We start from the raw sequence: 26,997 nt of genomic DNA, 5'->3' as shown, positions 1-26,997 counted from the left end.
TGTCTTTCACTTGCCCACGCACCACAAATACTCCTGCCGATTCGGCTCAGTCTTCGCCGAGCGGATGTAGATGCGGTTGTCGCAGATGGCCGGGGTGCTGAAGGATTCATCGCCGAGTGTGTTTTGCGCGAGCAGGGCGAACTTCTCCGGCGTGGCTTCGAACACGGAGGTGACGCCCGCTTTGCTGGTGACATAGACGCGTGAGTCAACCATCACCGGGGAACCATAGAATTCGCGGTCCACCTTTTCTGACCAGCGCTCTTCTCCGGTGTCAGCCTTCCAGCACACGGCCCGGCCGGTATCGAGCACGGCGAAGAGGTGTCCATCCTTCATGAGCATGGAGGGCACATAGGCGCGTGTGGTGTTCTCCCACGCGATCTTGCCGGAGCCGTCGGCTTCGATGGCCATGGTGTGGTTCTTGGGATAACCGCCCCCGATGAAGACGCGGCTGCCATCGGTGACGGCGGTGAGCACGGTCTCCTCGGTGCTCCCGTCGATGCTCCACAATTTCTTGCCGGTCAGCGGGTCAAAGCTCTCCACCTTGTTGCACCCGGCGAGCACGGCCTGCGTCTTTCCCGCGGCGTGAACGACAGCGGGCGAGGCGTAGTTGGCCACCGGAGGCCGGTCCTGCTGCCACACGATCTCGCCGGTAATCTTGTTGAGGCCTGTGAGCTTGCCACCGCCCCGATGGTCGGCGGAGACGAGCACGATGGACTGGTAGAGGACGGGTGAAGAGCCGAAGCCCTGATGCACCTGAAAGTCAGAGACGCGGCGCTGCCAGAGCTGTTTCCCCGTGGCATCAAGCGCCGTGGTGTAGATGGCGCCGTTGTTGAGGAAGTTCACGTACAAGCGCTCGCCATCGCTGACCACATCGGAAGAGGCCTGGGAGGCGATGCGGTGCCCCTTGGTATTCAGATTCTCCCGATGGACCACGGTTTCCCAGAGTTTCTTGCCCGTGGCGCGGTCATGACAGATCACGAGTTGCTCCTCAGTCTCCAGGTCCGCCGTGGCCAGATAAACGTGTCCGCCCACGACGGTAGGTGAGCCATGCCCTCGCCCGCGCACCGGGGTCTTCCACAGCACGCCTTCGCTCTCGCTCCATTTCAGCGGCGGCTTTTGCCCCGCGGCCGCATGGCCGTCCATCGTCGGACCCCGCCAGGCAGGCCAGTCCGCGGCGGAGCACGGCGTGGTGATGAGGACGGCGATCGCGAGCGCGAGAAAGGCGCGGGTGGGAGTGGAGGGGGACGGGTTCATGCAGCGGGAGGGACGGGACGGGGAGAGGCGAGGCGAGGCAGGGAATGCAGGTACGTCGTGAGGTGCGGGGGTTTCTCAAGCCTCACACAAAGGCACGAAGGCACAAAGGGGGCTCCTGATGTGGCTGGCGGGGCTCTGTTTGGACTCCGAACAGCTTCGCACTGAGCTGGCGCTTGGAGGTCGGGTCGGATCGCGTCGTCATGGGACGCTTGGAGCGGAGCGGCCGATTGCCAATCGGCGGCACAGCAGATTGCCAATCTGCGCTACAGGGTTGCTCCGTTGGGCGTGTCCTTGGGTGCGCGAGCTCATGTCTTCTGTCTTTCGTCTTCAAGTCTTCTGTCTCCCACGAAGTGGGTCAAAACATCCCCCATAAGTGTTAGTGGTGAGGGATTTTTCTGATGAGGTGCGTTGCGGTTTCTTCATGTCTTTCTCTGTCTCCGTCCCTCGCACGTTTTTGTCGTCGTTCCCCCTTGGCTTGGGCGCGTTGCCGCTGGCCTTGGGCTGGCTGATCGCAGCCCAGGCGGTAGCGATGGATGCGAACCCGTCCTCGCCCAAGGCGGTGCTGCTGTTTGCGGAGTCCTTTGATCAAGCGAATCCCGCCTCCGCTCCGCAACTGACTCCGCTGGAGGAGGGGCCGCTGCCGCCGGTGTATCCGGCCTTTGGGAAGGGGAATCGGGCGGCGTTCTTTGCGGCGGACACGCCCTCGAGGGTGCTGGCCAGTGCCAACACGGCCACGCAGCCGGGGCTGAATCTGGATTTCCGCCACGGCGACTCCATCTCGGTCGAGTTCTGGCTGGCGGCGGAGGATCTGCCGGTTGGCAAGCCGGTGTATCTGCTGAGCAAGGGGCACCCGGAGCGGGCGAACCAGCCGGACGATGACCTGAACTACGCCGTGATGGTGCTGCGCAAGACGGAGCGCCGCGTCATCAACCTGGGCTTTGCCTTCACGAGCGAGACTAAGGACCCCAAGGCCCCGCGCAAGCGGCACCAGTGGTGGAGCGGGGAGATGCCGCTGGAGCCGTACGTGTGGCATCAGTTCGGCCTCACCTTCACCTTTGGCGATCCCACCAGCCTGCTGCCGTTTCAAAACGGGCGGAACATCCCTTTCTCCGGGAGCTGGCAGTCAGGCCACTCCACAGAGCGCGGGCCGGTGACGAATGCGGAGCCGCTGGTGATGGGCGGGGCGTTCGAGGAGAAAACCAAGGCTTCGTATCGCGGCCGGATCGACCAGGTCTCCCTCTATCGCGGCATCAAGCGCGAGCATGAGTTTGACCGCGACTACGCCATCCACACGCCGGTGCCGGTGATTGATACCCAGGTGCTGCAGCAGAAGCCCGACCACGTGCGCGTGGAGCTGTGCAGCGAGGGTGTGCCCAGCCGCCGCCAATGGCCGGAACAGGTGCTCAAGGCCACGAAGGTGATGGACGAGGATGCGTTCGGCTTCTTCGAGCTACCGTATGATTACACGAAGACGGGCGTGCGCGCCGCGCGTCCGGCGGCGCAGATGCTGCGGGCCAGTGCCGCGATCACTTTCCCGAAAGGCAAGCACCGCATCCTGCTGCGGGCTCGCGGAGTTTCCCGCCTCATGCTGGACAGCAAGGTGGTGATGGAGACCGAGCTGCAACCCACCAACCTCAACGGCCACCACCTCACCACCGAGCAGGAGCAGTACCTCGACCTCGGGCCGGACTTCCGCTTCGCCCCTCCAGGCAACCGCGAGCGCTGGGGCACCTTTGAGTCGGATGGCGTGAAACCCACGCTGGTGGTTCTGGAAACGATCTTTGGCACAGAGCGGCCCGGCCTGGGGGAGACCGTCGTGGCCTGGTCCCGCGAAGGGGAGCAGAGCTGGCAGCTCGTCGCGCCGAAACGGCAGGTGCCTTACACCGATGCCGGATGGGCCGCCTATGAGGTCGAGCGTCGCGGGCACATCGCCCAGATCAATCAAGACACCCGCCGGGCCGCCTTTGCCAGCCAGCAGCCGTACTGGGGCAAACGTCGTGATACCGCGAACCAATGGCTGCAGAGCGTCCCGCCCGTGGCCGTGCCCGCGCTGCCGCAGGGCTATCCCGCGCACAATGCCATTGACCACTTCATCGCTGCCAAGATCGAGGCTGTGAAACCGGCAGTACAGCAGGCGAAGCAGGGGAAGGGGCCGGATTACTTCAAGCAGATCAAGCCGCTGCTGGAGTCCCGCTGCTACGATTGCCACAAGGGCGGCAAGGCCAAGGGCGATCTGCGGCTGGACCTCGCCGACTCCGCGCACCAGGGTGGTGAATCCGACGGGCCCGCCGTAGTGCCGGGAGATGTGAAGAGCAGCTCCCTGATCGCCCGCATCCGCAGCACCGATCCCGATGCCGTCATGCCGCCTCACGGCAGCCCCTTGAGCGAGCAGGAAATAACCCTGCTGGAGGAATGGATCAAGCAGGGGGCCAACTGGCCGGAGCTCCAGGTCACGCAGCTGGAACTGCCGCCCCTGGCGGATGACCTCACCTTCCTGCGCCGCATCACGCTGGATACCGTGGGCGTGCCACCGACGGAGCAGGAGATCCGCACCTATCTTTCGGAGGCTCCAGAGCAGCGTCGCAGCCGCGCCATGCAGCGCCTCTTTGCCGATCCGCGCCGGGCAGATCACTGGATGGGCTACTGGCAGGACGTGCTGGCGGAGAATCCCAACCTCCTCTCTGGCAGCCTCAACAACACCGGCCCCTTCCGCTTCTGGCTGCATGAGGCGCTGGTGGATGACAAGCCGATGGATGCGATCGTTACCGAGCTCATCCGCATGGAGGGCGATGCCAACAACGGCGGCCCGGCGGGCTTTGGCACCGCGGGGCAGAACGACTCGCCCTTTGCGGAAAAGGGGCTCATCCTCGCCGGGGCCTTCCTGGGCGTGGAGATGAAGTGCGCCCGCTGTCACGACTCCCCCAGCCACGAGTCCAAACAGGAGGATCTCTTCAAGCTGGCCGCGATGTTAAACCGCGAACCCCTGGTGGTGCCCGCCACCAGCAGCGTGCCCATGGACAAGCTCAGCGCAGGCGGTCGCAAGCCGCTCATCAAGGTGACTCTGGCCCCCGGCACCAAGGTGCAGCCCGTGTGGCCCTTCCCGCAGTTCGTCGAGGCCAAGGCTGCTGAGCCCCTGGCGGAGAACCCGCAGAGCAGCCGCGACCGTCTGGCTGCGATGATCACCGCGCCACAGAATGAGCGCTTCGCCCAGGTCATCGTGAACCGCATCTGGCATCGCCTCATGAACCGCGGCCTGGTTACGCAACCCAATGACTGGGAGAAGTCCGAGATCACCCACCCGCAGCTGTTGCAGTGGCTCGCGCGGGAGTTTGTGCGCTCCGGCTACAGCGTGAATGCCGTATGCCAGCTCATCTTTGAGTCCCATGCGTACCAGCGCCAGAGCTCCCCGCTGCTGAAGGAGCCTGAGGCCCTCTACGTGGCGCCCGCGCCCCGCACCATGAGCGCAGAGCAGGTGGTGGACTCACTTTTCTCCGCCGCGGGCAAGCCCTTCCGGGTCGAGGAATTATGCTTCGACCTCGATGGCATCTCGAACCAGCGCACCATGGGCCAGGCCACCCGCGCGTGGATGCTTACCTCCACGTCCAACGAGCGCGACCGCCCCAGCCTCACCCTGCCGCGCGTGCAGGCCGTGCTCACCGTGCTGGAGTCCTTTGGCTGGCGCGGCGCGCGTCAGTCGCCCGTGACCGTGCGCGAGAGCGCGCCGAATGTGCTGCAACCCGCCGTGCTGGCCAACGGCACCATGAGCGCGTGGGTCACCCGCCTGAGTGAGGAGCACGAGATGGTGCCTCTGGCCTTGGAAGCACAGTCGCCGGAGGAGCTGGTAAAGCGCGTGTACCTTCGCCTGCTCACCCGTGAGCCCGCTGCGAAAGAGCTGGAGGAGGGCGTGGCCCTGCTGCGGCCCGGGTTCGAGGAACGCGCCCAGACCGCACCGCCTGCGGTGGATAAGGGCAAACGCAAGCGATCCCTCTACGTGACCTGGTCCAACCATCTCGACGGGCCCGCCAACGCGCTCGCGTCGGATATCGAATCCGCCGCCCGTCGGGGCGATCCCGCCACCACCCGTCTGCAGTCCGTTTGGCGCGAGGCCATGGAGGACTTCCTCTGGATGATGATCAACAAGCCCGAGGCCATCCACATCCGCTGACGTCGTCCTTCTTTTCTCCCTCATCACCTTTTATCTTTTGCTGTTCCTTTCATGAACCGTCGTGATTTCCTCATCCGCAGTGGCCTCTTCGGCGCTGGCGCCGCCCTGGGCACTGCCACCCCGGGCCTGGCCTCTTCTTCTGCTGCCTCCGTGCCGCTGGGCAAGGCCGAGCACTGCATCTTCATCTGGCTGGGCGGCGGCATGTCGCAGATCGATACCTTCGACCCCAAGCACCGCGGTAACTCCCGCTCCACCCCGCGCGTGGCGGGCACGGACTATGATGTGATCGATACCAATGTGCCCGGCGTGCGCTTCACCGAGCACCTCCGCCGCTCGGCCAAGATCGCCGACCGCATGACTGCGGTGCGCTCTGTGTTTCATACGATTGCGGATGAGCACGCCCTGGCCACGAACCTCGTGCACACCGGGCGGCTCATCAGCGGCACCGTCATCTATCCCTCCATCGGCTCGCTGGTGGCGCATCAGCGCGGCGCGCTGGATGACAACGTGCCTGCGTACATGCTCATCGGTTATCCCAACGTGAGCCGCGGCCCTGGCTACCTGGGCCCCAAGTACGCCCCTGTGTACCTCACCGATACGCAAAGCGGCCCCGCAGGCTTCACCCCGGCCACAGGACTCTCAGACACCCAGTTGCAGCGTCGCAGCCGCCTCATGGCCCAGTCCACCCAGGTGCAGCAGGGGGACGCTGCGCTGGCGGACTACGCCATCATGCAGGAGCAGGCCCACCGCTGGTCCGGCCCCGGGTTCATGAAAAACTTCAAGCTCGACGAGGAGCCTGCGGAGCTGCGCGCCAGCTACGGCGGGGAGTTCGGCCAGCGCTGCCTGCTGGCCCGCCGCCTCATCCAGTCCGGCGTGCGGTTCATCGAGGTCTCGCACAACATGAACTTCATCAACGGCACCGGTTGGGACACGCATTTTGAAGGGCAGCAGAACCAACACGTCCTCATCCAGGAGCTGGACTACGCGCTCTCCGCGCTCATCCTCGATCTGGAGCAGAAGAAGCTGCTCGACAAGACGGTGATCGCCATCGGCACCGAGTTCGGCCGGCCCATTGGGTTCGACAGTCGCGGTGGCCGCGGGCACCAGCAGTCCGCATTCTCCCTGCTGCTTGCCGGCGGCGGCTTGAAGCACACCGGCGCGTATGGCGTGACGGATGATGACCAAGGCTCCAAGATCCTGGAGAACCCCGTCTCCATCGCAGACTTCCACGCGACCATTCATGCCGCGATGGGGATTCACCCCAACAAAGAGCTGCATGAAGCCGGGAGACCCGTGCCGATCACGGACGGCGGCAAGCCGATCGCGGCGATGTTTTAGCCCGCTGCGCGGGCAGACAAAAGACTAGAAGACAGAAGACGCCAGAGATTGGACCTGAGCTGGCGCACCAGAGTGCGTGGCCGGTAATGCCAGCGGGCAGTTCGAAGGCTTTGGGACCGAAGCTGTACGGAGTCCAGGCTTTAGCCTGCGCGGATCACAAAACACGCCCCAACCAAGCGATCAGTAGAAGGAGTGAGGAACATTCTTGTCCCGGTCCGTGCCAAACGTCACATGACGATCATTCTCACACAAGGCACGAAGGCACAAAGAACAGTACGGGAGACGGGGGGGCCAGCCCCGCTCAGTCCGCTGTCTCCCGATGAGGCCTTCGGCAAGAGACGCCGCTGAGCCTCACTGTAGAAGAGCCGCCCCGGCTCTTGGGGGCGCTGGGTGATGCGCGAGCAAGAACTGGGACGGTTCTTCTACATGGCCTGAGGGGCGCGTTGCTAGCGTCGACTGCACGGCATCCCCTAATGCGTGAGCTCAGTCTTTATGTCTTAGGTCTTCTGGTCTTGAGTCTCCCGCGCAGCGGGCAGAAATGCTGCCGAAAGCGCTGCTTAGAGGAGACTAAAGAAGCAGCTTAGTCATTCTGAAGATGTAACTCGAAGCTCGCAAAGAGCAGGAAACAACCCTCGAACCCAGGAGAACTGTCGCAAAGCCGTTGCAAGTTTGCATGCAACGCGGACGAACCTGGCAAATGATCAGGTAATACACTTGAACCCGGCGTAAGAAGCAAAAGAAATGCATTTCGCAATCATCTGATCATGAGTGGAATACGGAAAATGTTGTGCGCATGAGTCTGTATTTTAGCCAATTGGATGAAAGAAGGTTCAAGGAGTCTGCATCCGGGAGGGTTTCTCTCATGCCTCCATATAGCAGATGTCTCATGAGGCCGCGATGTTGTTACCGTGATGCAATTGAAGAGGGATTGATGAAAGAGTTCGCTGCCATAACAAAATCTTTAGTGCGAGGGCTGTGTTACAAAAAAGCGGTTGTCTCCATAATGATTCTCTGAAAGAAATGGATGCCAATACATCGTATTCATCCAGACATGAACTCCCCCATCCAGCGATCCAGTGGCACCCTATACGGGTCAGTTGCCGATGCGGCAGCGGTGGAACGTATTTCCCGCTGCCCCGACTAACGGACGGACAACGTCCGTCATCCAGCATCATCAATCTCAAGCCACCGGGCGTGCCACAATGGTGACGCATGGCCGGTTCATGTCCCATGTTGTCCCGCTCAGATCTTTCCAACTTCCGTCCTGCACTCTCCCGGCGTCTTCGCGGCAGGCGTGGTATCGCATTGATCACAGTGGTCATGCTTCTGGCTCTGGCGACGGTGCTGGTGCTGGCACTGTTCTCGACCACGCAGACGGAGATGACTTCCACGGCTGCCTATTCAGATGGCACGGAGGCCCGGAGAAAGGCGGACGTGGCGGTGAATGTGGTGATCTCCCAGCTCGTCAAGGCCACCCAGCAGAACCAGACCGTAGACGGCCGGGAGCTCTGGACCAGCCAGCCCGGCATGGCGCGGCAGTACCGTGAAAACGGGCGTCTGCTGACGGCGCACAAGCTCTACTCCAGTGACAAGATGGACCTGGAAAGCGCTGACACGGACGCAGACGAGGCCAATACGTTGTTTGCCATCGCGGGTGACACGCCGCCGCTGAGCTGGGATACGGACAAGTCCAACTGGGTGGATCTGAACGAGCCAGTCATCCGTGAAGGAGCCACGCCGGGGTCCAGACGGATCCTGTTTCCGGTGATCGATCCCCGTGCCTACGTGACGGGAACCACCTCCGGGGCCAAGTCGAAGTCCGTGGAAGGCTTCTCCTACACCAACAACGCCAAGGGCGACAGCACCACGGGCAACCTGCTGAATGGTGTGGTTCTGTCTGCCAACAGCAACACGTCTGATGACGACCAGCGCCTGCCCATGCCGGTGCGTTGGATCTTTGTGCTGCAGGATGGGACGCTGGGCACGCTGGACAACGACAAAGTCTTCCGCGGAGCAGGTGGCGAGGCGGCAACCCGGGCGAACCCCATCGTGGCTCGCATCGCCTTCTGGGCGGATGACGAGAGCTGCAAAATCAACATCAACACGGCCGGGGAAGGGACCTCCTGGGACACGCCCCGGATGTTTCACCAGTGGGACGGGGACTGGGCAAGGTTCCAGCCCATGATGTATGAATACCAGCGCTACCCGGGGCATCCTGCCACCGTGGCGATGAGCACCGTGCTCTTCCCCAACGTGCCGATGAATCCGCCTCGCACGACGGGCTCTGGCGATGTGCCCACGGGTGCCTTCAATAACGCTCTGCAAATCAAGGAGGCCATCTATGACCTCATGCCCAAGATCCTGCCAGGAGGCTCCCAGGCGGGCTCGGTGCCCGTGCCACTGGGCAGGGACTTCTCGCCCACCGATTTTGCCAACGTCCAACAAGCCCTGCGGGAGCGGCTCTTTGCCACCGTGGATGAGTTCCTGCTGCGCAGTGCCATCGATGGCGGTGAGCGCCGGGAGATTGATCTGGGTGGTTCCACGCTCTGGTCCGGCATGACCAAGGCGGATGTGGTGGAGCGGCTCCGCTTCTTCATGACGACCAACAGCAAGTCGCCGGAGATGAACCCCTATGGCATGCCAAAGATCGCCATGTGGCCGCTGCACAACTCCCTCTCCACTGCTCAGGAGCAGGAGTATCGCACCGTCTTCGACCGCCTGATCGCCCGTTCCTCCACCATCGCGGGTTCGGAGTATTACTTCCGCCGTCAGAACTCGAACTCGCAGACAGAGATCAGCGGCATCACCCGCAACAACCAGCTCTTCAACTATCTGATGGCCATGACGGACCGTCCGGTGCCGGGATTCTCGCCCAATGGAGAGACCTTCGTCACCAAGTACGGTGACAACCGCCAGCAGATACTGGTGGAGATCTTCGACTACATCCGCAGCACCAATCTCTACGATGACTCCATTGCAGAGCGTGCTTTGGGCACCGACTCGCCCGCCGTCACCGGAGCCCCGGGCGGACGTCTCACCGCCTACTCGGCGACCGGCGGTCTGCGTTCCAAGACTTTCACGCCCATGCGCGTGGGCAAGAACTCCGGGGACGTGGGTCAGGTGAGCATGGGCAGCTGGCCCGGCCACGGGCAGGTCGTGCCCACCGTCCTGCCTAAGGGTTCAGATGTTTACCGTGGCATGGGCCGCTTCGCGACCATCAGTGAGGCCGCCATGCAGTTCATCTGCTGCGCCCAGAGCACGGACCGCGCGGGTGGGGAGAGCGCGCTGAAGAAGTCCATGGAGGCGGGGGATTTCAATGTGGCTGACGTGGACCCGGCCTCCCCCTACAAGCCCACGAACCACAAGGTGGCCCCGTGGGATGATGTGCCCCGTTGGTTCTCAAACTTCCCGCCGCTGGACCCCACCAATGCTGACCCCAGCAAAGGCTTCTACAAAGAGCAATACCCCACGGACCAAAAGGACCGTCCCTTCCAGGTGGACATCGCGGGAGACAATCCTGACCACCCCGGCTACAAAGCGCACTACTGGAACTGGAACCTGGATCGCAACAAGCCGCTGCCGGACTATCACAAGCGCGTGCAGGCCACGTTCCTGCTGGAGTGGTTTGTCCCCAGCGCCGGCTGGTCGCTCATCAATCCCGACTATGAGATCGAGGTGGATGCCAGCGCTCTGTCGATCAGCGGCAAGAAGATGTTCACCAAGGATCAGGGCAAAGGTCCGGGCGTCATCGTCATCAAGCCTTGGAACCAGATCAACAGCGCCTATGAAATCTACCAGCGCGGTGGCACCACTTCCTTCCGTGGCTTCCTGGGAGGGCGGAAGCTGCCCGGCGTTGGCAGCATGCCGGCCGACGTGGGGTACACAGGTACTCAGCAATCAGGCAACATCGCCAACGGTCATCGCTATGATCTCATCAGCGACTATTTTGACATCCCAACCTCCGGACCTGGTGGGGATATCATTCCGTTCGACGGAGGCAATGTGAAGGTGACGCTGCGTGCCACGGGTGGCACGGCACCGAGCCAGACCTATCAGGTCTTCCATTTCGACTTCCCTTCCGGGAGCCTGCCCGCCCCCCGTCTCGTGACAGAGACTCAGGCCCCCTATACGAAGCAGCGCGTGGATGGCACCTGGGACACACGGTACATGGTGCCGCCGCCGTACTGGTGGTCTTTCCATGTCGATGGTGCCCTGGGCCGCGACAAAGATGGCGTACTGGCAGTTCCCCCCAATGCCGATGCGAACGTGGACAACACCGGCAACGTGGAGCTGGGCGGCCGCTTCCGCCGGGTCACTGACGCCACGGACTTCAACGGACGTCGCAGCGGGAACTTCGCGGTCATAGAAGACACCATCCAGTCACTTGTCGTCGGCCATGGAGACCCCCGCCTGGTGATGGGGCGCTATGACGTGCCCGCCAGTGAGTTCGTGCCGCATCGTTACTACGGTCAGCAGCCACTAGCTCACAACATGGTGCTCGCGAATATGAATGCGGGCCCGGGCCGCGACCTGGGCACTGATCAGGCAGTGACACGGCGCTTCATTGACGGAGCCACCTACCCAGACAACTGGCGGCCGGACATTCCCTTCCCGGCCAACAGCACCGACTCGCAGCGCGTCGCGCTGAAGTCCATCCGCAAGTACGGCGACTTTGATCGCGGCATCACCAACATGGAGGACGGTGCCTACATCAACAAACCGGATGAAGGAAACTCCTTTGTGACCTGGATGGATACCGCCAAGTCCTACAAGGCAGTGCCTTACTTCTCGCACACCTGGATTTCCTGGACGGGCGGCTCCACGTATTTTTCCCCGAACCGTCAAGTGTCCTCCCCGGGCATGCTGGGCTCACTGCCCACCGGTGTGCACCAGGGCACCGGGGCTGGCCCGGGCGAGCAGCGGGAAGGCTGGCGCACGCTGCTCTTCCGTCCGCAGTTGCATCGCACCGTCCCCGCCGGTTCTGATGAGCGTCCGCACCTCGGCGCACCGGCGAGCATGAAGGTCACGAACCCCAGCGGTGGCAAGCAGCAGGTGCTGGCCATGGGCGGCACCTTCCCACCGGACTACGCCTTCATGGACTTCTTCTGGATGCCCGTGGTGGAGCCCTACGCCATCAGTGAGCCAGGCTCCACTTCTGGCAAGATCAACATGAACTACCAGATGGTGCCCTTCCGCCACATCCGCCGTGCCACGGGTCTCTATGCGGCGATGAAAGGGGAGATGATCCACTCCCTGCCGAAGGCAGACACGGACAAGTATCTCTCCCGTCCTGGTTCTCCCCCAGCCGGTCAGACTGAGACCTGGTTCAGGAAAGAAAGTGACGGGCTGTACTGGCACCGCTCGGTGGATGCAGATGCCACACTCGCCCTCTTCGATGAGCGTTTCCGCTCCGGCTTCTCGTTCCTGTCCCCCTCCCAGATCTGTGAGATGTTCCTGCTGCCGAAGCGCGCTTCCAACACGGACACGGCGGTGCCGGTGATCTGGGCCAACACCCTGACAGCCAACCTCAGTCAGACCTCCACGAGCTCCATTTCCAAGTTCTGGCGGGATCATGCACCCACGGCCGACAACCTGAAGGAGAAGCCCTACGCCAACCTCTATCCGAAGCTCACCACCCGGTCGAACACCTTCCAGGTCTATGTCCGCACTCAAGTCATTCGGAAGAGCCGCTCTTCAGACCCCGCCAAGTACGTCGATGGCGCAGACCTCGTTACGGGTGAGTATCGCGGTTCCGCGGTGATTGAGCGCTATCTGGATGTGGATGCGCTGGCGGCACTGCCGGTCTCGCAGCGCGACTACGCCCAGGGCAGCGCCACCATCATGATGAATGAGAACACCCGGAAGCCTTTGGATGCCTACCACCGCTTCCGGATCCTTTCCCAGAAGAGCTTTGATTGATCCCCAACCCCCCGTCGCCATGAACGCTGTCCTTCCAGCCCTGTCCTCCACCAAGCAAGCCCGCCGTCGCCGGTTGGGCTTCTCCCTGGCAGAGGTGACCATCGCCCTCGCCATTGCTGCTGGCGGCTTCGTCTCCTTGCTGGGGCTGCTCCCTCATGGGCTGGATCTTTCCCGCCGCTCTGCAGAGATGGCTGCCAAGACCCGGATTGTGGACTTCATCTCCGGCGAACTGTCCTCCACGCCGTGGCAGAACCTGAACTGGACTGGTCATGGCACAACCAGTGGCATGCGGAGATACTTTGATGATCAGGGGGTGGAGATCCAGTCATCCGAGATCAACGCCGGAGCCTTCGTCAGCTATGTCGCCTCAGTGTATCTGCCTCCGCAGAACGCCATGGAAGTGAAGCTCCCGCTGACCTCGGGCACCTCACAACAGGAGAAGTACATGAAGCGCGCGCTGGTCTTCATCGCGCAGACCCCGGACCAGGATTTCGCCTTCCCGGCCCCGGACTCGCTGCCGCGCAACGTGAGCTACAACGCCCTGCTGATCCCTGACATGGGACTTCCTTGACGGAAACACTGAAGGCATTGCCACCGGCCATGTTGCGTTCTTCCTCCCCACTCCATTTCCGACGCCAGCCCCGGGCCTTCACCCTGGTGGAACTGCTCGTGTCCATGACCGTGCTGGCGATGATCATGGTGGTCTCCGCACAGGTGATCACGGAAACCCAGCGCACCTGGACTCAAGGCAGCGCCAGAGCCGAGCAGTTCCGGGAGGCGCGGGTCGCCTTTGAGGCCATCACGCAGAATCTGCGTCAGGCCACACTGAACCCCTACACCACCTATCTCTACAGCAACGGCACCACGGTGCCCAGCGACAAGACAGACGCGCCGCAGTCCTACGTGCGCAAGTCAGAGCTGCAGTTCATCACCGGCAGGTCGGCGACCTTGCTGGGCGGTGGCGATGCCTCCACCACCCCGCTGCACAGCGTGTTCTTCCAGGCCGCCCTCGGGGTGAGCAATCGCACCGGCTATGATGGCATGACCAATCTGCTCTGCGGCCGTGGGTACTTTGTTTCCTATGGCTCAGATCTGGGGTGGCGTCCTCCGCATGTCACCATCAACCGGAACCGGTACCGCCTCATGGAGTATCGTCCCGCCTCCGAGAAGAACAGCGTGTACTCCGTGGATTCAGGTTTGTGGTTCGCAGACGCGCTCAGTCAAGGCGTGACTGCCGCAGACTCCGGGACCTATCGCGCAGCCACCCGACCCGTCGCCGAGAACATCATGGCGTTGATCATCTCCCCACGGGTGGCCAAGGAGAACCTCGCCGGTGGGGGCGGTGATCCCACCTGGATCGCCCCCAACTATGAGTACGATTCGACGAAGGTCGTCGTGGGCGGCGGCAACACGGACCCCCAGGGCACCCAGCACATGCTGCCACCCATCGTCACCGTCACCCTGGTGGCCATTGACGAAGCCTCGGCCCGGAAGCTGGAGGAGACGGTTGGTGCCAACGCACCTTCGGTTATTCCCTCCAACCTCTTTACGAATGTCGCGAACTTTGAAAATGATCTCAACTCACTGGAGGCGTCCCTGGTGGCGAACAAGCTGACCTATCGGGTGTTCAGCTCGGCCGTGGCCCTCCGCAATGCCAAGTGGAAGAACTTATGACGTCAAACACCATCCAGGTTGCCATGCCTCCTGTGCCCCGGGCCCAGGAGGTATTTGTCGGTTCAGCCGCCTCGGGCCGTCGTCGCGCGTGGCGTCAGGGCTTTACGCTCGTGGAGATGCTGGTCGTGGTGGCCATCATCGGGATGCTGCTGTTCATCGCCACCCCGTCCATCCTCGGCACGATGGAGGCCAGCCAGCTCACGAACTCCGGCACGAGCCTGTCCTTCAAGCTTTCGCTCGCCCAGCAGATGGCTGTTTCGAGGAAGAAGCCGGTGGAAGTGCGGTTCTATACCTATACTTACAACGGCGTCTCCGCAGTGCGGGGCTACCAGCTCTTCCTTCAATCAGACCCCAATGCGGCGAACTTCGGACTGAAGGCCATCGAGGGGCCTGAGTACTTCGGCGACGGCAGCGTGGTCGGCCTGACCGGTACGCTTTCGCCCTTGCTGCAGGGGGCTGGCACGAACGCCACGGAGGAGCCCTGGGCCTCCAAGGGCGCCGGCACCACCTATCATCGTGTCGTTTTCTATCCGGACGGTTCCACCAATCTCAACCTCTCGCTCGCCCAGGCGTTTCTCACGCTGGGAGGCGAGCGCACGCTCACTGAAGCAGGAGCCGGCGTCGCCCCTCCCAACTACTTCACCATCCAGATTGATCCGGTCACAGGCAGAACCAGGACCTACCGTCCTTGAGCCTTCCGAATTGTTTCATCGATTTTCTCATTTTGCGCTGCTGATTCCCCATGAGTTTCCGTCCCCTTCAATCGCTCCTCTTGATTGCCGCCATCCAGGCTTGTCCGCTGCCGTCGATGTTTGGGCAGGAGCGGTACTTTGACGCAACCAATGCCGCCGGGCTCAACGGTCCCACCCCCTCCACCACCGTCGTGCCGTGGAACTCGAATGTGTGGCAGGGCACGGACAGTCCCGGCACCGCTGCCCCCTCTGGCTGGGTGGATGGGAGCACCGTCTTCTTCCAGACTCCGGACGTGAACCGCCTGGACGTGGCTGGGACCGTGGTGATCAATGAGCTCTACCAGACCCTGGGGAACGGGACTTACATCGGCGGCTCGGGCACGCTGGAAATTCAGGGGGGGTACATCGCGAACTATTCGTCGGGAGTGTTGCACTTTGCCAAAGGCCTGACTCTGGACCTGAACCCGGAAGCGCTGGATTCCACGGACCAGACGTGGGATACTGCCACGGGAGACATTGTGGTGGATGCGGTCCTCTCCGGCAACCTGCCCGGCAACATGCTCTTCGGAGGCGGACTGCTCAAGATGGGGACGAACACCCTGTACCTGAACAATGCGAACACTTACACCGGCGCGACGACGGTGAGCGAAGGCTGGATCCACCTTGGCAACACCCGGGGTCTGGGGCTCAGCAACGTCACCCTGGCCGGCGGCGGCATCCGGTATGGCTCAGGCATCACGGTGGATCTCTCCACCAGGATCACGGAGATCGCGGGCAGCGGCGGCATCATTGATACCAACGGCAACAACATCACGTTCAAGAAAAGCCTTGTGGGCAGCGGTGTCCTGACAAAGACGGGCGAGGGCCGGCTGACGCTGAGGGCCTCAGCCGGAGATGTCTCCTTTGGCGGCTCCATCATCGTGGAGCAGGGTGTCCTCGCCCTGGCGGCGGGCACGGGTTTTACCAATAACTTCATCCCCACTGGCGGCATCGTCGTGAATGACGGGGCCACGCTCGACATCTCCGGGCTGGTGGACACGGTCGCCACCGTCACAGCACCGATCACCCTCACCGGACGCGGTGTGGACAACCTGGGCGCGTTGGTGAAAAACTCCAGCGCCGATTGGGACCCGGGCTTCTCAGGCCTCACCCTCACCGGACACACCACCATTGGCACCTTTGGGAACCGTCTGGACATCGACGGCACCTCCGAGGCCAATGGCTACAGCATCACCAAGATTGGCAGCGGCTCCTTCCAGATGGACAGCTCGTTCAACAATCTGGGGAATGTGTATGTGAAGCAGGCCGAGGTCGGCTTCCATGGAGGCTCCAGTTTTGGAAATAACACCGGGGCTCTCGTGATCAACTCGGGCGCGGGTGTTTCCTCCTGGGAACGCGGTGCGGACGGGGACAAGGGCATCACTCTCAATGGCGGCTACATCTCCAGAACGGGCCGCAACACGGCTGCCACCTCAGTTGGTCGCCTGCTGACGGCACGGGGCGGGCTCAACCTGGCCTCCGGGCACTCGGAGTTCCGTAACAATATCGGCGCGTACAACTACGTCGTGTACCAGTTGAACACGATCAACCGGCAGATCGGCGCCACCTTGAATGTACAGGATACCTCCATGCTCTCCACCTCTGGCACGGTGGGCGGTACTCCGCAGCTGGGCAACCCCACGCTGGTGACCACGAGCACCACCAACACCAACGGGATCATCGGTGGTTATTTCATCTATGGGAACAACACCTGGGCGGTGAATGCCACGAACGCGGCCAACGGGACCGTGACCGGGCTCACCACCTTTGAGACCAGCCTTGATCCCACGGCGTGGGCAGATGCCACTCCGAAGAACGTCAGTCTGAATGGCAATGCGACCACCTCCATCGCCAGCGACCTCACGATCAACTCGCTCCGCCTCACCGCCGCCTCCACCGTCAACATCGACGCCTCGCGCACGCTGACCCTCCACACGGGCGGCTTGCTCGTCACCGGCAGCGGGGCCACCACCATCGGTGGGGCCGGCACCTTGCGCGGCGCGGCCGGGCAGGATCTGGTCATTCACCAGAACAGTTCCCAGACGCTGACCATCTCCGCCATCATCGCGAACAACGGCGGTGCCACTGCCCTCACCAAGACCGGGGACGGGATGCTCGTGCTCTCCGGCACCAACACTTACACCGGCAACACCTACATCAACGGTCGCGCCGGTGGTGGCAGCAGCACCGGGCAGGCCATCCTCTCCGTCACCAGCCTGGCGACGTCCGGCTTCGACAACCTGGGCAGCACCGGCAACCAGATCTACTTCAACAACGGCGTCCTCCGCTATGCGAATACGACGACGGATGCCACCACCAGTCGCACGGTGAACCTCCTCTCCGGCGGTGGCACCTTTGATGTCCAGACCAGTGGCCGCATTCTCACCCTCTCGGGCAAGATCACCGGGGAGGCCCTGGCCAGCGATGAGGGCTTCTACTTCGGGCAGGGCAACCTGAACAAAGTTGGCTCTGGAACCCTGGTGCTCACCAGCGGTGACAACGACTACACCGGCTCCACCATCGTCAGCGCCGGCACCCTTCGTCTCGCAGGCGCGGGCAAGCTGGGCGGCCGGAATGGGTACTATTCCCAGGTGATGATGAGCGCCGGGGCCATTCTGGAACTGAACGGCACCAGCCAGACCGTGGGTCTGCTCTCAGGCGCTGGCGGTTCCATCCGGAACAGCGGTGCGGGCACATCGGTGCTCACCATCGGGGCGGACAACGTGAGCAGCAGCAGCCCGCTGTGGGGTGTGGGGGTGGGCTTCGCAGGCGTGCTGGAGGATGGCACCTCCGGCAAGCTCTCCGTGGTGAAGACGGGCACCGGATTGCAGATCCTTTCAGGAAACAACACCTACACGGGTGCCACGGACGTGACCCGGGGCACGCTCCAGGTGGGCAATGGCACGGGCGCCAGCAGCGCGGCTGTGGCGGGCGCGGGCGGCACCACGGTCAGGGCCGGGGCCACCCTCTCCGGGAACGGCACCGTTGGTTCGGCGACCTCACTGACGCATGTGCAGAGCGGCGGCATCCTTTCCGTCGGCACGTTTGAACAGACCGCCGCCCAGATCCTCGCGATCAACGGCTCTTTCCTCAACGACGGCATCATCAGTCTCGATGTCTGGGGCGAAGGCCTGTCTGACAGATTGAAGTTCAACACGGACGCGTCCATCGACCTCAACGGAAGCCTCATCCTCAACAACCAGTCCACTTTCACCGCGTGGGAGCTGGGTGACAGCCTGCAGCTCATCGACTGGGGCACCGTTTCGCTGGCCAACCGGCACGTCAATTTCTCCAACATTGACCTGGGTTCCCTTGGCATACTGGGAGACGGCCTCATCTGGGACTTTGGCCGCTTCCAGAGCACAGGCGTGATCCGCATCATGGAGGACGTCCTCGCCGGAGCCCTGCGCTGGGATGCCAACACCGGCACTTCTGGTGCCCAGGACGGCAGCGGTGTCTGGACGACAGACAACCACTGGTGGAATCCCACCACCGCGGCGAATGTGGCATTCGTCAACGGCAGCAGCGTGATCTTCGGCTCCGGCAGCGGCGCAGCAGGCACGGTCTCCGTGGCGGCCTCAGGCGTGACGGTGAACCACATCACCTTCCAGAATGCCGGGAGCGGCACCTACACGATCGACGGACCCGGGGCGATCACCCTCTCCGCCAACAGCTGGATCACTGCCAACACGGATGCCACCATCAGTGCCTCAATGGTCGGCATCGGCGGCTTCACCAAGGCGGGCGCAGGCACGCTGACTGTTCTGGGAAACAACACCTTCACGGGCAATGTGACCCTCTTCAGCGGCGTGCTGGAGGTGGGATCCACCCGCGGGCTCGGCATGGGCGGAGCCGGCAGCATTGTCTTCGACGGCGGCACGCTGCGGCATGCCATGGGCATCACCAACGACTTCTCCTCCCGCTTCGGTGCGATCGGCGCGGGTGGCGCGGTGGTGGATACCAACGGCCAGAACCTCAGCTATGCCACCGGGTTCACCGGCTCCGGCACCTTCACCAAGACGGGCGACGGACGGTTGCTGCTGACTTCCACGACCAACACGTTTGCCGGCCAGATCATTGTGGACCAGGGGATCCTCGCCATTGGCTCTCGCAGTGTCTTTGGCACCAGCACCAACTTCACCAACGGCGTCGTCGTGCGCAGCGGCGCGACCCTGGATCTCTCCCCGGTGGTGGATGCCGATCTCACCAGCAACACCCAGGAGCGCATCGAGCTCTATGGACGCGGCGTGGACGGGTTGGGCTCCCTTGTCTTGAACACTGGCACGAACTGGTTCACCGGTGCCCCGCAGTTCCTCTATCTGCGTGACAATGTGACCATTGGTAAATCAGCTGGCGGTCGCCTGAACGTCAACGGTGATGCTGGTGGCTTTGCCATCACTTTGGTTGGCAACGGCCATTTCACGACGGACGGCTTCAACAACATGGGAAGCGTCTATGTGAAGGCCGGCCAGTATATGATGCAGTCGCCTAACTTCGGCTCGGCCAACACGTCGGCGGTCATCAACTCCGGTGCTTATATGAGTTTCTGGCAAAGAAGCAGCATCATTGGCAAGCGGGTTGTGCTCAATGGTGGCGCACTTTTGCGCACGGGTACTGTTGATGTGAAGTCGGCTGAGAATATGTACCTCGATATGACCGGAGGCTTGGTGCTCGGTGCCGGCAACTCGGAGATCCGTCACAGCGCCTCCCACATGATCTTTCAGTTGAATGAAATCAATCGTTCCACTGGAGGAACATTGAATGTTCAAGACACTTCTGGTCTGACCGGAAACAACACTCCGGCCATGGTGACCACCACCACGGCCAACACCAACGGTATCATTGGCGGGTACCTTACCTACGGCAAGAACACCTGGGCGGTGAACTCCGGAGCCACGGCCGTGGGCAGCAAGACGAATGTTATCACCGGTCTGGCCACGGCCGACTATGCCAGCGCCTTCACGGCCGCGGGTAACAACGTAGATGTCACCACCTCGAACCAGACGCCGGGCGCCGGATTCACAGTCAATTCCCTCCGCTTCAACCAGGCGGCAGCGGTGACCCTGTCACTTAGCGGCATCAACACGCTGCAGAGCGGTGGCATCCTGGTGACCTCGACCGTAGGAAACAACGCGGTCAATATCAACGGCGGGACGCTGGTGGGATCTGCCGGCACGGGTGGAGATCTGGTCATTCACCAGAACAACACGACAAACATCCTGACCATCAACTCCATCATCGCCAACAACGGCGCAAGTGCCACCGGCCTGACCAAGTCAGGTGCCGGGGCGTTGGTTCTCGGGAGCACCAACACCTACACTGGCAACACGTACATCAACGGGGATGCGGGTGGCGGCGGCGTCGGGGAGGTTCGTGTTTCTTCCCTCGCCACTTCCGGCAATGACAATCTGGGTTCGGCTTCCAATGCCCTGTACCTGAACAACGGTCGTCTGCGCTATACCAACAGCAGCAGCAATGCAGAGACGAGCCGCGCCATTCACCTGCTCTCAGGCGGGGGACGCTTCCAGGTGGATGCGGCCAACGTCACGCTCACGCTCAGTGGGAAGATCACGGGCGAGGCGCTCGCGTCGGATGAAGGCTGGTATTGGGGCCAGGGCACGCTCTTTAAAGATGGGGCGGGCACGCTGGTCATCACCAACGGCACCAACGACTATACTGGCGGCACCACCATCACGGCGGGCACGCTGCGTCTGAGCGGTGCGGGCAAGCTGGGGGCCTCTCAAGGTTACCTGAGCGTGACCAACGGCATCCTGGATCTCGGCGGCACCAGCCAGACGGTGGGGCTCCTTCTCAGTTCCTCGACCGGCGGCATCATCCAGAACAGCGGCACTGGCGTGTCTGTTCTCACAGTCGGCTCTGGCAATGCCAGCAGCGGGGCCAACGGCTCCACCTATGGCTCCGGCAGCGGCTACCAGGGCATCATTCGGGACAATGCCGGCACGGGCACGGGCACGGTGGCCTTGGTCAAAGTGGGCACGGGCCTCCAGATCCTGACCGGGGCCAGCACTTACACGGGCACCACCCAGATCCAGCAGGGCATTCTGCAGATCGGCGCGGGCACGGCCGCGACCTCTACGGCGCGCACCGGAAGCGGCCTGCATACGGTATCGAGCGGTGGCACGCTGTCTGGCAACGGCATCATCGGTGGCCATACTGTCGTCAATGCCGGTGGATTGATCAGCGTGGGCACCTTCGGGCAAACTGGTGCTCAGTCGCTCACGTTCAACGCGGGACTTACCAATCAGGGCACCATTGCTTTGGACGTCTGGGGCGCGACCTCGGTGGACCAGATCAAGTTCCTGGGCAATGCGGAGGTGAATCTGGGCGGCAGCCTGGTGCTCAACAACGGTGGTGCGATGGCCTCCTACGGTTGGCAGGTGGAGGAAGCTCTCACTTTGATCGACTGGGGGGGCATCTGGATGGAGAACCGCCATCTTGATTATCTCTCGCTGGACATGGCCCTCCTCGGTCTCGCTGATGGGGCGAACACTTACTGGGATCTCAGCCGTCTGGGCGTGGATGGCACCATCGTGGTGCGCTCCAACGACCTGATCTGGGATGCAAATACATCAACTGCAGGAGCCCAGGACGGAGCGGGGACGTGGACCGCGGACAATCACTGGGTGAGCGGCGGCTCCAATGTGACCTTTGCCTCCAATGGCAATGAGAACGTCATCTTCGGCACGGGAACCGGCAACGGGGCCAACGTGCAGATCAACAACCCCGGCGGCATCACCGTGCGGGACATCACCTTCAAGTCAGGGACGGGCACGGGCGCAGCCAAGTACTATGAAATCTCCGGTGCCGCAGGGGCTCCTGGTGTGTTGAATCTTGCTGCAGGAAGCTGGGTGAAGACAGATCACGCGTATGAGGCGGACTTCGGCTCCACCATCAGCGCTGTCATCGCGGGCACGAACTGGTCCAAGGCTGGCTCCGGGCGCTTGATCCTCTCAGGGGCCAACACCTTCACCGGCAACCTGTCTGTCCTGCAAGGCGTGCTCGACATCCGGAACGCCCAGGCTCTGGGCACGACCGCGGGCAACACCCAGGTCACCGGAGGGGCCACCCTGGAGGTTCGCGGCGGCATCACCGTGGCGGAAAACCTCGTGCTGAACGGGAACGGCTACAGCATCGGCGTGGATCCCATCGGAGTGCTGCGCAACAACTCAGGAAACAACACCTTCTCCGGCACCATCAGCCTGGCCTCGAACTCCCAGGTGACCTCGCGGGCCGGCACGTTGACCCTCTCCGGCGTCATCAGCGGCGCGGGAGCCTTGATCATCACGGGTGAGGACACCACGTCCATCGTGCAACTGACCGGGGGCTCCGCCAACACCTTCACCGGTGGAGTTACCGTGAAGTCGGGTGAATTGCGCCTTGGTAAGAACGCGGGGGTCAATGCCATCGCGGCCAACAGCCGTATTCAGATCGGGACCGGCGGCTCCCGTGCGGTGCTGCGCCTCGCGCAGTCCAACCAGATCGCGGACTCTGGCACGGTCCTCTCGTTCGCAGGTACGGGTTCCAGTGCAGGTGTGTTCCAGTTGATGGGCCTTTCCGAGACCGTTGGGGCCATTGAAAGCACCGGGGGAGCCGGCATCATCGAGAACGGCAGCGGCACGGCAGGAAGCCTCAGCACCCTGACGGTCAACCACACGACGGATCACGTCTTCAGCGGCATCATGCGCAACGGCAGCCAGGGCTGGCTGGCCTTTGTGAAGGGCGGTTCGGGAAAACTCACCCTGACCGGGGACAACAGCTACAACAGCACCACCGTCGTCCGCGGGGGCGTGCTGGAGCTGGCTGGTTCCGGCGGCCGCATCTCAGGCACCAGCGGGATCACCGTGGCAGAGGGCTCCGTCCTGCGGTTGACCAATGCCAGCGGTGCCGCCCAGGGCGACCGCCTCAATGACGCCGCCACCGTGCTTATGTCCGGCGGCACCCTGGACTTCAATCACGATGGGGCCGGGAACTACTCTGAGACAGTGGGCACCGTCCAGATCACCGCCGGCTCAAACGTGATTTCCTCGTCCCAGGCGGTTTCCGGCCGGACCTCCACCCTCATGTTGTCCTCCCTGCAGCGCCTCGATGGTGGTCTGCTGGAGTTCTCTGGCACGGGCCTCGGGGTGGACAACCGCAATCAGATCTTTGTCGGCAACTTCTCCGAGGACATGCTGGATCACGGCATGCTGGCTGCCTGGATGACCGTCGGTGACAACTTTGCCAAGTATGGCGACAACGGGGTGGTCTCCTTCGATGACGGAGACTACCACACCGGCGGGGAGTCGGGCTGGACCTTTGACAAGAACGTCAAGACGACCGCCAGCCAGACGCTCACGGCAGACCGCAACATCAACTCGTTGAATGTGGCGCAGTCAGGGGCGGGTCAAACCTTGAACCTCGGCGGTCACGCGCTGCGGGTGGAGTCGGGCGGCATCATCGTGAGCGGCGACTACAACTCGGCCATCGCCAACGGCTCACTCACGGCCGGTACCGGAACCCAGCAGGGTGGGGAGCTGATCATCTATCAAAACTCCAGCCAGGCTTTCACACTGGAGATTTCAGCGAACATCACCGACAACGGCACGCAGGCAGTGGGGGTGACCAAGTCCGGTGAGGGCAATCTCGTGCTCTCCGGCCAGAACACCTTCACCGGCGGCCTTGCCGTGCATGAAGGCAAAGTCACGCTGGCGACAGGGGCTGCGCTCGCTGCGGGCAACGACCTCCTGGTCAACGCCGGGCGATTTGACTTCAACGGTCAAAACCTCGTGCTGGGCAGGCTTGGCAGCGATGCGAATGCAACGACCGGGGTGGTGGAGAACCTCGGGGCGGCGGCGAGCCTGACCATCGGGGAGGGGAATGCCAGCAGCAATTTCTACGGCAGCCTGCGTGGTGCCGTCACCGTGACCAAGACCGGGACCGGCACCATGACCCTGGGCGGGAACAATACCTACACCGGCCAGACCATTGTGGAGCAGGGCATCCTGAGAATCGGCAATGCCAACGCTCTGGGGGCATTGGGCAACGCGGGGAACGGGACCATCGTCCATGACGGAGCAACGTTGGACGTCTCCGACATGCCGCGTCTGGGGGCTGCCTACGCCGAGTACATCACCATCTCGGGCCACGGGGTGGACGGTCTGGGTGTTATCACAAAGAACTCCGCAGAGGAGTGGAACTACGGCTTCGGCTACCTGTTCCTTGATGGGGATGTGACGTTGAACTCCAGCGGTGGACGCTTCGACGTGGAGACTGGCGGATCTGATGCCCGAGGTCACAGCATCACGAAGATCGGGACCAGCGGTCTCACCTTCGACGGCACCATGGCCAACCTGGGGAACCTGTACGCGAAGCAATCCAGCATCCAGTTCGCCGGGTCGGCGGACATGGGTTATTTCAATGATGCGTCTGGGCACAACTTCATCTATGTGCTCACCAATACGGGCTTGAACTTCTGGGACAAGACATCTGACTCCAAAGGAGTGGTCCTGCGTGGCGGCTCCATCAACCGCAACGGTTCCAGCGCTGGCTCGGTGAACGGAAACACCTTCGACATCGCGGGTGGACTTTATCTCGAGGCCGGCAACTCCGAACTCCGCTCCAGCAATTCGGCCTTGGTGTTCGCGTTAAACGGAGTGAACCGTTCAGTGGGAGCGACCCTGAACGTGGTCTCCACTTCCAGCGCGCTCGCCACCACCACCTCCGTGAATGTGAACGGCATCCTGGGGGGCTATGCCACCTACGGCGGCAACACCTGGGCAGTTGGCTCGACCAACGGGTCTGTCACCAACATCACGGGACTTAGCACCTATGAAACCAGCACCACCGCCACCAACTGGGCGGCGGAGGAGAACGTCAGTCTCGGTGCCAGCGCATCGGGGGTGGGCACTCAGACGATCAACTCGCTGCGCCTCACCGCCGCCGCCACGGTCACGATTGGCACGGGCAATACGCTGACGCTCAACACGGGCGGTCTGCTGGTGACTGGAGCTGGCGCGACCAAAATCACTGGCGGGACGCTGGTGGGGGCCGCGGGCAAGGATTTGGTCATCATCCAGAATGCCTCGGCCGCGTTGACGATTGAATCCATCATCGCCAACAACGGCGGCGCCACGGCGCTGACGAAATCCGGTACAGGCTCGCTGATCCTGACAGGAAACAACACCTATACGGGTGGCACCTACATCCATGGTCAGGCCGGTGGCGGCTCCCGGGGTGTGATTTCCGTGTCGAAGATCTCCGACACCGGAGACAGCAATCTGGGCAACTCCACCGGGGGCAGCAATGGCCTCTATCTGAACAACGGTCTTCTAGAGTACACCGGCGGCACCACGGCGACAACGACCCGGGCCGTGCAATTGCTCTCCGGCGGCGGGGAGTTCCGCATCACCGCGGCAGGGGCATCTCTGGAGTTGAACGGCGTGGTTTCGGGCGAAGCCCTGAACGAAGACGAAGGTTTCTACGCAGGGCAGGGCAATCTTGTGAAGAGCGGTGAAGGCACCCTGGTGCTGGGCGGCACCCAGGCCAACACCTACACCGGTGACACCACCATCAACGCCGGAGCGCTGCATCTGAACAAGACCACTTCCACGGAAGGGAGTCCGGTTCATGCCATCAACGGGAACGTCATCCTCAACAACAACAGCATCCTGATGTTGAAGGCCTCCCATCAGATCAAGGACACCTCCGTGATCACGCTCAACGGCACGAGCGTCTTCCGCCTGAACGGGCAGTCTGAAACCATTGGCGGCCTGGTCGGCACCGCTACGGGAACGCTCATCGAGGATGGCTCCGGCATGGATGCCTCGCTCACGGTGAACGTGGCGAATGGCAAGACCTACTCCTATGCGGGCTCGATTTCAGAGAGCGGCTCGATGCTGAAGTTCATCAAGGAGGGGGCCGGCACCCAGGTGTTGGTCCGGGGTCTGTCCACAGTCGGTGGTCTGGACGTGAACGAAGGCATCCTCCAGGTGGGCGATGGTCAGACTTCGGCCGGGTTGGGCAACGGGAACATCAGCATCGCCGAAAATGCAGAACTCGTGGTCAAGACGATTGCGGACATCGAGGTGATGCAGGACGTCTCCGGTGAAGGCACCTTCACCCAGGCAGGTTCCGGCACCACCACCCTTTCCGGTGCTTCCTTCAGCGCAAGTGCGGTGAATGTGCAAGCCGGCCATCTGGTCGTGAATTCCTTCGCGGTGTCGGCTCCGGTCGTCAATGTCACGGGGGGCACCCTCGGTGGATACGGCACGATCACAGGTAACGTGGTGGTCAAAGGCTCCGGTCAGATCAGTCAGAGGGATCACAGTGGCTTCAGTGAAGGGCTGGGCACCCTGACCATCGATGGCAACTTGGTACTGACGCGTCCCGAGGCCTCTGCGATGCCTCGCGTGGTGCTGGGGACAACCTCTTATGGTGCAACCTACCACGACGCGGGTCTGGCCACCTGGATCAACACCCATGGGGCCAACACCGCCGGCTACTTCAGCCTGGCCGGAAACGAGAATCTGATCTCCACGTCCTATGACGTCAATGCCGCAGGCAATCACGGTCAGCTGATCGTGAACGGCGAGCTGACGCTGGAGGCTGGAGCCCAGATCCTGTTCGAGAACCTCAACGGTTACGAGTTCCAGATTGGAGACGTCTTCAACCTCATCGACTGGGGCACATTGAACCTCGTCGCCTCCGGTTCGGACCGTGTGTGGAGCACGGACTGGGACCTTCTCCTGCCCACGCTCTCCGATGCCAACATGCGCTGGGACACCAGCCTGTTCGGCGAGCACGGGGTAGTGTTTGTGTCGGCTCCTGAACCCGGTCGCTTCTGCCTGCTGTTCCTGGCGCTGGGGTCCGTCATCTTCCGTCGCCGCCGTTCCGCCCGCGTCAAAATTTCCGTCTGAG

8 protein-coding genes are annotated in these 26,997 nt (G+C 62.5%); 7 read left to right on the top strand and 1 reads right to left on the bottom strand.

Features of this window, described 5'->3' with window-relative positions:
- Nucleotides 1–6 precede the first annotated feature (6 nt).
- Nucleotides 7–1,254: a PQQ-binding-like beta-propeller repeat protein gene (locus BV034_RS31785; protein WP_050030968.1), complete on the bottom strand. Its 1,248-nt coding sequence runs from the start codon at nt 1,252–1,254 to the stop codon at nt 7–9.
- Nucleotides 1,255–1,675: 421 nt separating this feature from the next.
- On the opposite strand from BV034_RS31785, the gene BV034_RS31780 reads away from it, so the two are divergent.
- From BV034_RS31780 to BV034_RS36610, 7 genes are all read left to right on the top strand, one after another.
- The gene (locus tag BV034_RS31780) at nt 1,676–5,419 is read left to right on the top strand and encodes a DUF1553 domain-containing protein (protein WP_050030967.1); all 3,744 of its coding nucleotides are present in this window, start codon (nt 1,676–1,678) and stop codon (nt 5,417–5,419) included.
- A 51-nt stretch (nt 5,420–5,470) separates the two neighbouring features.
- Nucleotides 5,471–6,757, top strand: coding sequence for a DUF1501 domain-containing protein (locus BV034_RS31775; protein WP_050030966.1), 1,287 nt, complete (start codon nt 5,471–5,473; stop codon nt 6,755–6,757).
- Nucleotides 6,758–7,987: 1,230 nt separating this feature from the next.
- Entirely contained in the window at nt 7,988–12,676 is a 4,689-nt protein-coding gene (gene vccA / locus BV034_RS31770; RefSeq protein WP_265593691.1) for a Verru_Chthon cassette protein A, read from the top strand.
- Nucleotides 12,677–12,695: 19 nt separating this feature from the next.
- The gene (gene vccB / locus BV034_RS31765; RefSeq protein WP_050030964.1) at nt 12,696–13,247 is read left to right on the top strand and encodes a Verru_Chthon cassette protein B; all 552 of its coding nucleotides are present in this window, start codon (nt 12,696–12,698) and stop codon (nt 13,245–13,247) included.
- Between the two features lie 29 nt (nt 13,248–13,276).
- Entirely contained in the window at nt 13,277–14,350 is a 1,074-nt protein-coding gene (vccC, locus tag BV034_RS31760; protein WP_050030963.1) for a Verru_Chthon cassette protein C, read from the top strand.
- On the top strand, nt 14,347–15,042 hold the full coding sequence (gene vccD, locus BV034_RS31755; RefSeq protein ID WP_050030962.1) for a Verru_Chthon cassette protein D: 696 nt from the start codon (nt 14,347–14,349) through the stop codon (nt 15,040–15,042). Before vccC ends, vccD begins: the two co-directional genes overlap by 4 nt.
- Before the next feature lie 50 nt (nt 15,043–15,092).
- Nucleotides 15,093–26,996 carry an autotransporter-associated beta strand repeat-containing protein gene (locus tag BV034_RS36610; protein ID WP_265593690.1) on the top strand — a complete coding sequence of 3,968 codons (11,904 nt, stop codon included), beginning with the start codon at nt 15,093–15,095 and terminating at the stop codon, nt 26,994–26,996.
- Nucleotide 26,997: the final 1 nt, after the last annotated feature.

Source organism: Verrucomicrobium sp. BvORR034 (assembly GCF_000739635.1).
GTDB lineage: Bacteria > Verrucomicrobiota > Verrucomicrobiia > Verrucomicrobiales > Verrucomicrobiaceae > Verrucomicrobium.
The sequence above is the reverse complement of the archived record's forward strand: the minus strand, read 5'-3'. Positions and strand labels throughout refer to the sequence as shown.

Excerpts from the sequence above, each read along its gene's own strand:
- vccC (WP_050030963.1), top strand. The coding sequence starts at position 13,277 with ATGTTGCGTTCTTCCTCCCCACTCCATTTCCGACGCCAGCCCCGGGCC.
- BV034_RS31775 (WP_050030966.1), top strand. The coding sequence starts at position 5,471 with ATGAACCGTCGTGATTTCCTCATCCGCAGTGGCCTCTTCGGCGCTGGC.
- vccD (WP_050030962.1), top strand. The coding sequence starts at position 14,347 with ATGACGTCAAACACCATCCAGGTTGCCATGCCTCCTGTGCCCCGGGCC.
- vccA (WP_265593691.1), top strand. The coding sequence starts at position 7,988 with ATGTTGTCCCGCTCAGATCTTTCCAACTTCCGTCCTGCACTCTCCCGG.
- BV034_RS31780 (WP_050030967.1), top strand. The coding sequence starts at position 1,676 with ATGTCTTTCTCTGTCTCCGTCCCTCGCACGTTTTTGTCGTCGTTCCCC.
- vccB (WP_050030964.1), top strand. The coding sequence starts at position 12,696 with ATGAACGCTGTCCTTCCAGCCCTGTCCTCCACCAAGCAAGCCCGCCGT.
- BV034_RS31785 (WP_050030968.1), bottom strand. The coding sequence starts at position 1,254 with ATGAACCCGTCCCCCTCCACTCCCACCCGCGCCTTTCTCGCGCTCGCG.
- BV034_RS36610 (WP_265593690.1), top strand. The coding sequence starts at position 15,093 with ATGAGTTTCCGTCCCCTTCAATCGCTCCTCTTGATTGCCGCCATCCAG.